At 37.3% G+C, this 11,776-nt stretch carries 7 protein-coding genes and 11 tRNA genes; 1 reads left to right on the top strand and 17 read right to left on the bottom strand.

The window, feature by feature from the left end:
- Positions 1 to 202: 202 nt before the first annotated feature.
- Positions 203 to 1,624: a helix-turn-helix domain-containing protein gene (locus I2F89_RS12140; protein WP_071867590.1), complete on the bottom strand. Its 1,422-nt coding sequence runs from the start codon at positions 1,622 to 1,624 to the stop codon at positions 203 to 205.
- 476 nt (positions 1,625 to 2,100) lie between these two features.
- Here I2F89_RS12140 and I2F89_RS12135 point away from each other — a divergent pair, with 476 nt between their 5' ends.
- Positions 2,101 to 3,531 carry a helix-turn-helix domain-containing protein gene (locus I2F89_RS12135; RefSeq protein ID WP_195514409.1) on the top strand — a complete coding sequence of 477 codons (1,431 nt, stop codon included), beginning with the start codon at positions 2,101 to 2,103 and terminating at the stop codon, positions 3,529 to 3,531.
- 82 nt (positions 3,532 to 3,613) lie between these two features.
- On the opposite strand, the gene gor is transcribed toward I2F89_RS12135, so the two are convergent.
- The 16 genes from gor to I2F89_RS12055 all read right to left on the bottom strand — a co-directional run bounded on the left by gor (position 3,614) and on the right by I2F89_RS12055 (position 11,687).
- Positions 3,614 to 4,960, bottom strand: a complete 1,347-nt coding sequence (gene gor / locus I2F89_RS12130) for a glutathione-disulfide reductase (protein ID WP_086335444.1) — start codon at positions 4,958 to 4,960, stop codon at positions 3,614 to 3,616.
- A gap of 144 nt (positions 4,961 to 5,104) precedes the next feature.
- Positions 5,105 to 6,346 (bottom strand): peptidase U32 family protein, encoded by a 1,242-nt coding sequence (locus tag I2F89_RS12125; protein ID WP_071867593.1) that lies wholly within the window; start codon positions 6,344 to 6,346, stop codon positions 5,105 to 5,107.
- A gap of 18 nt (positions 6,347 to 6,364) precedes the next feature.
- On the bottom strand, positions 6,365 to 7,288 hold the full coding sequence (locus I2F89_RS12120; RefSeq protein ID WP_195514408.1) for a peptidase U32 family protein: 924 nt from the start codon (positions 7,286 to 7,288) through the stop codon (positions 6,365 to 6,367).
- 224 nt (positions 7,289 to 7,512) lie between these two features.
- The gene (locus I2F89_RS12115) at positions 7,513 to 9,987 is read right to left on the bottom strand and encodes an ATP-dependent Clp protease ATP-binding subunit (protein WP_195514407.1); all 2,475 of its coding nucleotides are present in this window, start codon (positions 9,985 to 9,987) and stop codon (positions 7,513 to 7,515) included.
- 7 nt (positions 9,988 to 9,994) lie between these two features.
- Complete coding sequence (locus tag I2F89_RS12110) at positions 9,995 to 10,462, bottom strand: CtsR family transcriptional regulator (RefSeq protein ID WP_010733901.1); 468 nt, start codon at positions 10,460 to 10,462, stop codon at positions 9,995 to 9,997.
- Positions 10,463 to 10,627: 165 nt separating this feature from the next.
- Positions 10,628 to 10,701: transfer RNA gene (locus tag I2F89_RS12105), tRNA-Arg, on the bottom strand.
- 62 nt (positions 10,702 to 10,763) lie between these two features.
- Positions 10,764 to 10,837: transfer RNA gene (locus I2F89_RS12100), tRNA-Pro, on the bottom strand.
- 17 nt (positions 10,838 to 10,854) lie between these two features.
- A tRNA-Arg gene (locus I2F89_RS12095) sits at positions 10,855 to 10,928 on the bottom strand.
- A 62-nt stretch (positions 10,929 to 10,990) separates the two neighbouring features.
- Positions 10,991 to 11,064 (bottom strand) — tRNA-Pro (locus I2F89_RS12090).
- A 17-nt stretch (positions 11,065 to 11,081) separates the two neighbouring features.
- Positions 11,082 to 11,155: transfer RNA gene (locus I2F89_RS12085), tRNA-Arg, on the bottom strand.
- A gap of 10 nt (positions 11,156 to 11,165) precedes the next feature.
- Positions 11,166 to 11,251 (bottom strand) — tRNA-Leu (locus tag I2F89_RS12080).
- 17 nt (positions 11,252 to 11,268) lie between these two features.
- Positions 11,269 to 11,340, bottom strand: a tRNA-Gly gene (locus I2F89_RS12075).
- A gap of 10 nt (positions 11,341 to 11,350) precedes the next feature.
- A tRNA-Thr gene (locus tag I2F89_RS12070) sits at positions 11,351 to 11,423 on the bottom strand.
- Between the two features lie 26 nt (positions 11,424 to 11,449).
- Positions 11,450 to 11,531: transfer RNA gene (locus I2F89_RS12065), tRNA-Leu, on the bottom strand.
- Between the two features lie 7 nt (positions 11,532 to 11,538).
- Positions 11,539 to 11,611, bottom strand: a tRNA-Lys gene (locus I2F89_RS12060).
- Between the two features lie 3 nt (positions 11,612 to 11,614).
- Positions 11,615 to 11,687 (bottom strand) — tRNA-Val (locus I2F89_RS12055).
- Positions 11,688 to 11,776 lie beyond the last annotated feature (89 nt).

The following is an 11,776-nucleotide window of genomic DNA, read 5'->3' as shown; positions in this document are numbered from 1 at the left end:
TGCTGCACTATATACCCCAAACAATAATAAAATCGCTAACTTATTCAACTAACTTTCCAGCTCACTTTCTCCATAATATACCTATCCTAACCAATACTAACTAGTGGGTGCTTTAAGCGTACCTGAGTTTCGACTGCCACTACTATCTATTTTTTCAAAATTGATAAAAAGATGAAAAAAACGTCCCACATAACGATTTTTATTAAGAAGAGTAAAGACACTGCTCAAAATTATTCCAAAAAATAGAAGTAGGAACTTTAGAGATTTTCAAAATTTCGGACGTGATCCGATCAAAATTTAAGGATAGATCAGTCAAGATCAAATCATATTGATTAATTAATTGATAATCGATAGAAAAAACGTCCTTCTCATAGATATCAATATTTTTTAAAAATGGATGCTTATGTAAAATCAAATTTTTATATAAAAGAGATAAGCCAATTTCTTGAGAACTTAATAATAAAATCGATTTCTCTTGTATTTTTGGTTCAATCATCCGTAACAAATCATTTGAAGAAATGATTAATTCGAGTAATAGTTCTTTATGTAATAGTTCGCTTTGTTCGACAAAATTTAATTGAGCAATTTGCAAAGATTTTTGATAGGCTTGCCAGATCTTAGGGTTGTTCTCCATCATTTTTTTATAAAATATATCTGCATAGCTTACTTTGAAGATGGCTAATTCTTTATAAAAATTGATGAAATCAAAAAAATATTCGATTTCCGTAGTGTTGATCGGCATGTCAATCGCTAATAGACTGTAAAAGCTTTGAAGAAATTTTTCAATATTCTGCTCTAATCTCTGATCACGATGTTGGACCTCTGTAAACATTAGACCAAAATAGGAAGTGAGAATATTGGAAACATTTTTTTGTGTGACATTGAATTTATATTTTTGACTCATCAACGTACAAAAGACTGTATCACTTTGGATGATCTCCAAGATGGTACCTACGATTTGCTCATTGTCGATCAATTCTTTCTCGGGAATAAGATGTTTATTGCCAATTCGAATAATTGATGAATAAATATAATACACCGAATAAATCACTTTAGGTGTGCTAACCATTCTTTTTTGTGCCTTCAAACAACGTCTGAGCATCTGATAAATCGTATCGAAGTAAGGAAATTCTTTTACTTTATAAATTTCCTTGAACATACTAGCAAATAAACGTCGAATCTCAATTTCATTTCCAGTAATCGTTAATTTGTTCTCTAAATTAATTTGGACATTGATTTTTTCTTTCAAGAAATATGTATTGATTTTCGCGACAATTCTACGAATACTCGTTTTACTTAAAAATAATTTTGTCGCAATCTCAGATAGAGAAGGTTCTGTAATGAATATGTACTTTAAAATTTTCACATTTGTTGAATTATTAAGTATCCTGACAAATATATCATCCAAATTCAATTTCTTCGGTATCGAAAGCGATACCTCTTTGTATTGATTGGTTTCAATACGAGCAGGAAAACAAGTGGTATTGAAACTATCGATATCTGCCGCAATCGTTTTATCTGTAATACTCAATTCTTTGGCCAGATTACTAATATTCGATGACTCAATATTTAGCAAATAAAGCAATGAAATTTGTCTCTCTAATTGTTTCTCAAGTACACCCATAGTCAACAAGCTCCTTTCTTTTTAAAAAACCTATAATGTATCGTACAGCTTTTTCGATAATTTCTTAATATTAGTTTTTCTGTTTTATTAAAAACAAGTTCAATGATCACATCGCTTGGATGTTATAGTTAAAGATTTGTAAGTGAAATAGACCATTTAGTCCATCGATAGATGTTATTCTTAATTTTTTTTTGCTAGATAAAAAAATTTAAATCATAGAAATAAAAAAACATGTATCAGAAAATTTTACTTTTGCGTGTGTCAATTGACTACTTCTAGTTATTTAGATTATCATATACTGTTTTTTTTAAAATAATACTTATTAAATAATGAAGGCAATCTCACTTTTAAATAACCACCGATTAGAATAAAAAGAAAAACTCGAATAATTAGAAAAGTATGATAAAATAATGTTTATAATATGAATAAAGGATGTGAAAAAACAGATTTTCTATTTTTTAGGAGATCTGAAAAGTATGATAAAACGAACAAATATGCTTGAAAAGACTTCTGAAAGGCAGATCAAACTAGCTTTACTCTTAGGTATGGCCGCCATTGACTGTTTGACTTTAGCAGAACAACTTGGGGTAACAAAAAAAACATTATTGACCGATATTGTGTTTTTTAACCATACATATGCACCAGTTTGTATCAGCACCGATAAATATCAAGTAGCTTCTTTACTATTACCACCAGAGATCAATTTGGAAGATTTAATCAAACAAATACTCAATCAATCAACGAATGTACAAATACTACAGATGATTTTTGAAGTAGAGCCAACGTTATCTAAATTAGCAAATAAACTATATTTAAGTGAAACAAGTATTCGCCGGATCATTGCAAATATCAATACTTATTTCAGCGAGATCAATGCGCCATTATCCATACATATCTCCTCAAAACTCAAAATCATTGGGGATGAAAGTTACATCAGGCAATTCTTCTGTAGTATGTTTCGTGAGCAATATACGCCACAGCAATTGCCCCATTTTTATCACATATTCGATGTGTTACAACGTTACTATAAAAAGCAAGCAACACATCAAACAATTAGTACATATAAAGTTATTATAAATAGTTTTTATCTTTACACAGCAATCATTCGTATCGGACAAGGCCATTTGATCTCAGAAAATAAAGGAAATCCAATCAATGATCCTTCTTTTTTTGAAATAATAAAAAATAATACAGTGTTTTGCTCAATCATTGAAAAAGAATACGGCTTTAATGTCACCACCACAACCGTATCAAATCTATTAGATAAAAAAATCTATTTCCCTTGTATTCAGTCAACACCCAGCAGTCATGGAGAGTACCAACGGATTCAACAATTCTCGGAATACTTTTACCGTTCACTGTCCCAAGACTTCTCTTTGAATCAAGATGGTATTCAGAAATTGAGTGAGTTGATCAATTACAATAAAAACCGACAATTCTTTAAAACAACGTATCTACAGATTTTATCAGAAATCCTATTTACACATTCGCCCCAGATACTAAAAGCATACAATCAAGCTATTGACCATGCTGGATTAATGATGATCAAACGGAATCAATTACTCTATGAAGAGTTACTATTAGAATTGATTTCATTGTCACCTTCTTTACTGACGGCCGTTTTTCCTTACAAGAAAAAGGTGTCTATTTTGATTGTTTCTTATCAGGAAGAAAGGACACTTGCACTGTATAAGCAACTGTTATTCAAAAAAATTCCTGCGATTCATAGTATCCATACATATACTGATAATATTTTTCAAGTAAACTACGATACAGTCAATCAATATGATTTAGTTTTAACAGACATCGAACTGAACCAAGCTAAAACGAAAGCTAAAACGATTAAAATTTCTAAAATACCAACAACCTCTTTTTGGAATAACATTGAAACAGTTCTTTATACATAGGTTTATCTGCATAAATCAGAAAAAGCAGACGCATATTCCGTCTGCTTTTTCTGTATGAGTATTTCCTCAACATACTAACGACTTAACGCATTGTAACAAATTCTTCTGCGCCTGTTGGATGGATAGCTACTGTATTGTCAAAATCTGCTTTGGTTGCCCCCATTTTGATCGCTACTGCAAAACCTTGTAACATTTCATCGACACCTACACCAATGGCATGCAGCCCAACAATTTTTTCTTCTTCACCCACACAGATCAATTTCATTTCACATTTTTGTCGATAATCGTTTAAAGCAAAATACATTGGCGTGAATCGTGAACGATAGACTTTCAATTGTCCTTCACCGTATGTCGTCAACGCTTGCTCTTCTGTCAAGCCGATGGTTGCAATCGGTGGATGAGTAAAGACGACTGTTGGAACTAAATCATAGTCTAAATACGAATTTTCTTTTCCATTGAACAGTCTTTCTGACAAACGACGACCTGCGGCAATCGCTACTGGCGTCAAGTCGATTTTACCAATTACATCACCAATGGCATAGATGTGTGAATCGGTTGTATTTTGGAATTTATCCACTTTGATAAATCCTTTTTCATCTAATTCAACGTTCGTTTTTTCGATTCCTAATGCATCTGTATTCGGTACACGTCCGCCAGCAAATAACACACACTCTGCCATTAGTGTTTCCCCATTTTCAAAGGTAACGGTGTAGACATCCCCGTTCTTTGTTATTTCACGAGCCGTAAAGTTTGCATAAGTGTGAATTCCTGCTTCTTGATACATCTCAATCAAGTTATCAGATAACATTTTATCAAACGTACGTAATGGACGTTCTTTACGATAAGCCCACATCACTTCACTTCCCAAGCCATTTAACACACCTGAAAGTTCAGCTGCAATATAACCCGCACCTAATACGATCGTCGATTTTGGTAATTCTGTCAATGCAAAAAATCCGTTTGAATCAATGGCATATTCTCCGCCAGGAATCGTCATCTTGCTTGGCTTGCCACCGGTAGCAATCAAAATATGATTTGCTTGATAGCTTTCACCGTTTACTTCAACGGTTTGACTATCTACAAAGCGAGCATAGCCTTTGATTGCTTCAACGTTATTACTATCTAAACCTCTTTGATAAGCGCCATGAAGGAAATCAATGTATTTCTCGCGTTTCTCTACTAGTTCTTTAAAGTCAACATGTTTAACGTCCGCTTGGATACCATAGCTTGAAGCATCACGTTCGATTGTTTCTAATATCGTGCTTGCTTGCCACATCACTTTTTTTGGAACACATCCGACATTGACGCACGTTCCACCTAGTTCATTGCCTTCAATCAATAATACTTTCGCTCCATGCATACCAGCTCGATTCGCTGAAGCAATGCCTCCAGATCCTCCGCCAATGACAATATAATCATATGTTTTCATCTTGTTCCTCCTTTTAGCAGCTGATGTAACATCCTACCGCTTATTTTTCAATAAACTTTTTATCAGCTCTTACAAAAAATAAGTGTAGCACGTTTCTAGTCATTCTGTTGACGAGATGCTCATTTCGCTTGATTGCTTAAAAAATTATTTTCTTTTTCTAATCATATCTCCAGGTTTAACTGGTTGTGCGACTGGCATGGTCAAAATCATCATAGGATTTGGTGCGCGATCAATGGATTCTCCTTCTTCATTGTGCATCATCTCAACCATTTGACTGAAGTGAGTAAATCCAGGCCCATAAAATTCGATTTCATCCCCTACAGAAAAGAGGTTTCTCTGACGGATTGTCGCTTGTTTCGTCTCCTCGTCATAAGATAAAACTTCTCCGACAAATTTGTATACAGGGATCTTACGACGTTCACCAAATAATTGTTCATTTTCGCTAGGTGTATCGTAATAAAATCCTGTTGCCAATTCTCGTTGAGCCACTTTCCATAACTCATCGATCCATTCTTGTTTGCACACATAGTTTTCAGGATCTTCCATATAACTATCTACAGCTGCTTTATAGACATTTGCGACAGTTGATACATAATGGATCGACTTCATTCGACCTTCGATTTTAAAACTATCTACGCCATTTTCAATCAAGTCAGGAATATGTTCGATCATCGACATATCTACTGCACTCATCGAAAACTCTTCTTCGATCTCGCCAGCATCTGTCAAAGAGTTTCTCTCTTGTCCAAATGGCAAATCATACAATTCATATTTCCAACGACAAGATTGTGAACAGCCTCCACGATTGGCATCCCGCATCGACATATGATTCGACAACGTACAACGTCCTGAATAAGAGATACACATTGCTCCATGGATGAATGCTTCAATCTCTACATCAGTATGTCGACGGATCTCAGCGACTTCTTCCATCGAAACTTCCCGAGCTAAAACTACACGTTCCAAGCCTTCTTCTTTCCAAAATTCTAATGTTTCATAGTTGGTAGCAGAAGCTTGAGTTGATAGATGGATAGGTAAGCCAGGGGCTTCGGTCGCACAGATCTCAATAAGTGCTGGATCAGAGACGATCACTGCTGAAATCCCCACATCGCGCAGGTTACGGAAAAATTCACCGGCTCCTTCGTCATTTCCTTCATGTGTGACCATATTTGCTGCTACATACACTTTCGCTTGATGTTCTTTTGCGAATGCAACGCCTTCTGCCATTTCTTCATAGGTAAAGTTTCCTGCGCGACTACGTAACCCATAAGCATTACCACCAATATACACAGCATCTGCGCCATAATGGATAGCTGTTTTTAGTTTTTCAAGCGTGCCGGCTGGTGCTAAAACTTCCGGACGTTTTAATTTTCTTTTTGTTGTCATTTTATTTCACCATACTCCTTACTTGATAGATTCAGGATCAATATAAAAGAAACCTGTATCAAGTCCTCGATTCGTTGGATGTAATCCATTGATCTTATTCGTCATTTCTTGTGCTAACGTTTCTGTCCATGTGTCTGCTAATAATGCTTTTTTTGCCTCAACAAATAATTTAGTGATCTCAACAAATGCTTCACCAGGCGTAAAAACGCCATCTAATTTCCAGGTACGGAAATGATGGGCATAAAGCTGTGGGAGTTCATTACTTAAATTGATGTCATTATTCGCAAAAATATGCGTACCATGTGAATCTTCATAAATCGAATAATGTGTATCTTCTTTTTTAGGTTCAGCGAGAAAGAGTCCTCTTTCACGATCTTTTTTTTCGTCCTGTTGCGTGTAGTTATAGTAATTCTGTAACAGTGGACGTTTCGATTGATGGATGCATGTAGCTCCATACACAAGTGTTTCCACAGGAATCTGTAACTTATTTTCCATTTCTTTCATCTCATCAAATGGCACTTCACGTGCTAAAACAGCAGAAATCGCCCCTTTTTTTGCCCAAAAATTGATTTGACGTGCACTCGTCACTAATGTTTCTGCATCAAAAACATAAGGGATACTCAACTCTGGATTTTTTCTCATGGTAAAGATAATCCCAGTATCACCAACTGTGATCATGTCCACATTGATTTCTTTTAAAAAAAGCAGATACTCTGGGACTTTTTTCATTTTTTCAGGATGAATGATTCCATTGACAGCTATATTTACTTTTTTACCATACCGATGTGCCAGCGCAACTAATTCGCGTTGTTCTTCTCTTGTAAAAGAAGCTGGTAAGCGTAGACCGAAGCGTTCTTCTCCAAAATACAAGGTATCCGCTCCTGCTTCAAGCAATTCTTCTGCTTGTTTCATTGATTCTATAGTAGTTATGATTTCGATCATCATTTCCTCCTCCTACAACTCCATAATAGTAGCACAGCTCTGAAAACTTTCCAATACTTCTTACATTTATTATTGATTGTAACGATACTGTAAAATAATTTCTGTTTTATACAATGTGTCCCTATTGATTTAGAAGTAGCTCTTTAGGAAAACAAAAAACCCAAAAAATCAAATGATTTTTGGGTTTCTGGCTTAGCTATTTCTGTTGGAATCTCACTCTGTCATTATACTTTAGTAGTTATTTTCTTAGGTTCACGCACATTTACTGTGATTTTGCCCTTCGAAGCGCCAACAGTGATTTGATCGCCTAAATGGATTTCTCCTCCAAGCAAAGCTTCGCTCAAACGATCTTCTACTTCTTTTTGTAATGCCCTTCTTAGTGGCCGTGCACCATACTCTGGATCAAAACCGACTTTTCCAATCACATCAACTGCTGCTGGTGTGATTTTCACTAAGATATCTTGTTCTTTCAATCGTTTGACGATCGATTGACTCATGATTTGAACAATCGCATGGACTTCATCTTTTGTTAATGAATGGAAAACGACTGTCTCATCGATACGGTTCAAGAATTCAGGGCGGAAAGCTTTCTTCAGCTCTTCAAGTATCCGTTTTTGCATCGCTTGATGATCTTTAGTAATATCTTGGACGTTGAATCCAACATTTTTTTCCTCACGGATTTGAGTAGCGCCAATATTAGAAGTCATGATCATGATCGTATTTCTAAAGTCTACTTTTCTTCCTTTAGCATCTGTTAAATGACCATCATCTAACACTTGTAATAATAAATTGAAGACATCTGGATGAGCTTTTTCCACTTCATCTAGCAAGATAACTGAGTAAGGTTTTTGACGAATTTTTTCTGTCAATTGTCCACCTTCATCATAACCCACATAGCCTGGAGGCGAACCGATCAAACGACTCGTACTATACTTCTCCATGAATTCAGACATGTCGACACGAATCAATGCGTCCTCTTCACCAAACATCACTTCTGACAATGCTTTCGCAAGTTCTGTTTTTCCGACTCCTGTTGGACCTAAAAACATGAAGGAACCAATCGGGCGATTTGGATCTTTTAAGCCACTACGCGCCCGTCTGATCGCACGAGAAACAGCTTTGACCGCTTCATCTTGTCCTACAACACGTTCGTGAAGTAGTGCTTCTAGTTCCAGTAATCGTTGACTTTCTTTCTTTTCTAACTGTTGCAATGGTACACCTGTCCACTCCGAAACAACAGTAGCTACATCTTCTTCAGTCACCCGATCCGCAAAGCCATTTTTATGTTTTGCTTCAATCGCTAAACGTTTTTCTAGTTTTTTCATTAAGCTTTTTTCTTGTCTACGTAAATGCGCAGCTGTTTCAAAATCTTGTTTTTGAATCGCCTGTTCTTTTTCTTTATTCACTTGATCGATCTCTTGTTTCAGTATCGTCGTTTCTGACAAATCGTCCGCTTGTTCCAATCGAACTTTCGCTGCTGATTCATCAATCAAGTCGATCGCTTTATCTGGTAACTGTCTGGAAGTGATATATCGAACAGAAAGATTGACTGCCGCTCGTACTGCTTCATCGGTGATCTCCACATGATGATGTTCCTCATAGCGTGAACGTAAACCACGTAAGATTTCTTCCGCTTCATCTGCTGTCGGCTCATCTACTTGGATACGTGCAAAGCGTCGTTCCAATGCCGAGTCTTTTTCAATGTATTTTTGGTATTCGTCTAATGTTGTCGCGCCAATCGTTTGTAATTCTCCACGTGCTAACGCTGGTTTCAAAATATTCGATGCATCGATGGCACCTTCTGCACCACCAGCACCAATCAATGTGTGTAATTCATCAATAAAGAGAATAACTTGACCGTCATGATAAATTTCATCAATGACTTTTTTCATTCGATCTTCAAATTCTCCCCGATACTTCGTCCCAGCGACTAACGCCCCCATGTCTAACATCATCAAACGTTTTGCTTTCATTTCTTCAGGTACTTCACCTAAAATGATTTTTTGAGCCAATCCTTCTGCAATCGCAGTTTTACCGACACCGGGTTCTCCAACTAAAACAGGATTGTTTTTTGTTCGGCGACTAAGTATCTGGATCAACCGTTTGACTTCTCTTGAACGACCTACGACTGGATCTAACCTGTTTTCTTTTGCTAACTTAGTTAAGTCTCTAGCTAAAGAATCTAACGTAGGAGTACCTTGTGTCATTGCTCGCTTTTCTTGTGGATTGCGACGGCGAATACCACCGGTACTACTTTCCGTACCCATCGTACGCTTCAATGACTGACGAACTTTGCTCAAACTAATCCCCAAGTTGATCATGATACGAGTAGCCATGATACTCTCATCTTTTAATAGACTAAGTAAAATATGCTCAGTTCCTACCTTTTGTGTACCCATTTTATTCACTTCACTATTTGCCAAAGCAAAAATTTGTTTCATTCGAGGAGAATAAGGGAGAAATACACCTTTTGCATAAGTTTTCACTGTACCATAACCGACTAAATGCTCGATTTCTTCATAAATATCTTTTTCATTCAATTTCATATCTCGTAATACTTTCCCAGCAATCCCGTTGGGTTCGATCACTAAAGCCAATAATATATGTTCTGAACTTACCGCTTGATGTTTGTAGCGTTTTGCTTCTTCTTGGGCAATTTCTAACACACGTTGTGCTCTTTCTGTAAATATTTCTGCCATTTAAATTTCACTCCCCATCTTCATAGCTTAATCGTTCTAAAAAGGCTCGTAGAATTCGAGCACGTGTATAATCTTCTGTCTCATTGATGTTCAACGTATTTTTAGCAATCGCACTCAACATCAAGTTTCCTTCTTTTTTGGTAATGATTTGGTCTTCATATAGTTTCTGAATAATGGCGTAGGCATTTTTTTCATTAATCGTTTCGCCAAATAGCAAGTTGATTCGTTCAAGCATTTGTTTTTTATCCGACATTCTCACTTTTGCAATGCGGATATACCCACCACCACCACGTTTACTCTCAACCAGATAGCCGCGTTGAATCGTAAATCGTGTATTGATCACATAATTGATTTGTGAAGGAACGCAGTTAAATAGATCTGCCAATTCAATCCTTCGAAGCTCGATCATCTCGTTTTTTTCCAGGATCTTTTTTATATATGATTCAATTAGATCCGAAGTATTTTGTTGTGCCATCCCACTCATTCCTTTGACTAATATTGACCTTAATTATAGCGAATTTACAGGTAGAATGAAAGGAGAACGCTTGTTAGATATTTGATTCGAAGAATAACGATAAAAGACCATTTATTTATGTAAATAAAAAAAACTAGGAATTCAATGAAGTCCCAGTTTTTCCAACGCGCCCAAGAGGAGTCGAACCCCTAACCTTTTGATCCGTAGTCAAACACTCTATCCAATTGAGCTATGGGCGCATATTCAATTAATTAAAAATAATCATACAATAGAACGTATGACTTTGCAACAAATAAAAAAATCGGGAAGACAGGATTCGAACCTGCGACCCCTTGGTCCCAAACCAAGTGCTCTACCAAGCTGAGCTACTTCCCGAAAAAATAAAAAGACTACGCGCCCAAGAGGAGTCGAACCCCTAACCTTTTGATCCGTAGTCAAACACTCTATCCAATTGAGCTATGGGCGCATATTCAATTAATTAAAAATAATCATACAATAGAACGTATGACTTTGCAACAAATAAAAAAATCGGGAAGACAGGATTCGAACCTGCGACCCCTTGGTCCCAAACCAAGTGCTCTACCAAGCTGAGCTACTTCCCGAAAAAATAAAAAGACTACGCGCCCAAGAGGAGTCGAACCCCTAACCTTTTGATCCGTAGTCAAACACTCTATCCAATTGAGCTATGGGCGCATATTTGTAATGCCGAGGACCGGAATCGAACCGGTACGGTGATCACTCACCGCAGGATTTTAAGTCCTGTGCGTCTGCCAGTTCCGCCACCCCGGCGCGTAGTACATTGGCAAAGCGGAAAACGGGGTTCGAACCCGCGACCCCCACCTTGGCAAGGTGGTGCTCTACCACTGAGCTATTTCCGCGTATTTACGATGCCGGCTAAAGGACTTGAACCCTCGACCCTCTGATTACAAATCAGATGCTCTACCAACTGAGCTAAGCCGGCGTAAAAAAATAGAATAAATCATATGATGCGGGTGAAGGGACTTGAACCCCCACGCCGTAAGGCGCTAGATCCTAAATCTAGTGCGTCTGCCAATTCCGCCACACCCGCAAAAATATGAGCCGTACAGGGCTCGAACCTGTGACCCTCTGATTAAAAGTCAGATGCTCTACCAACTGAGCTAACGGCTCATATGGAGGTTAACGGGATCGAACCGCTGACCCTCTGCTTGTAAGGCAGATGCTCTCCCAGCTGAGCTAAACCTCCAAAGATAACAAAGCGTGGCGGCGTCCTACTCTCACAAGGGGCAACCCCTCACTACAATCGGCGCTAAGAAGCTTAACTTCTGTGTTCGG

The sequence above is a fragment of the Enterococcus sp. 1001283B150225_161107_E12 genome (genome assembly GCF_015556925.1).
Classification (GTDB): Bacteria; Bacillota; Bacilli; order Lactobacillales; family Enterococcaceae; genus Enterococcus_B; species Enterococcus_B mundtii.
This window is presented reverse-complemented; position numbering and strand designations above follow the sequence as displayed.

Bases quoted from the DNA above. Each gene is read 5' to 3' on its own strand.
- I2F89_RS12115 (WP_195514407.1), bottom strand. From the start codon at position 9,987: ATGGCAGAAATATTTACAGAAAGAGCACAACGTGTGTTAGAAATTGCC.
- I2F89_RS12125 (WP_071867593.1), bottom strand. From the start codon at position 6,346: ATGACAACAAAAAGAAAATTAAAACGTCCGGAAGTTTTAGCACCAGCC.
- I2F89_RS12135 (WP_195514409.1), top strand. From the start codon at position 2,101: ATGATAAAACGAACAAATATGCTTGAAAAGACTTCTGAAAGGCAGATC.
- I2F89_RS12110 (WP_010733901.1), bottom strand. From the start codon at position 10,462: ATGGCACAACAAAATACTTCGGATCTAATTGAATCATATATAAAAAAG.
- gor (WP_086335444.1), bottom strand. From the start codon at position 4,960: ATGAAAACATATGATTATATTGTCATTGGCGGAGGATCTGGAGGCATT.
- I2F89_RS12120 (WP_195514408.1), bottom strand. From the start codon at position 7,288: ATGATCGAAATCATAACTACTATAGAATCAATGAAACAAGCAGAAGAA.
- I2F89_RS12140 (WP_071867590.1), bottom strand. From the start codon at position 1,624: ATGGGTGTACTTGAGAAACAATTAGAGAGACAAATTTCATTGCTTTAT.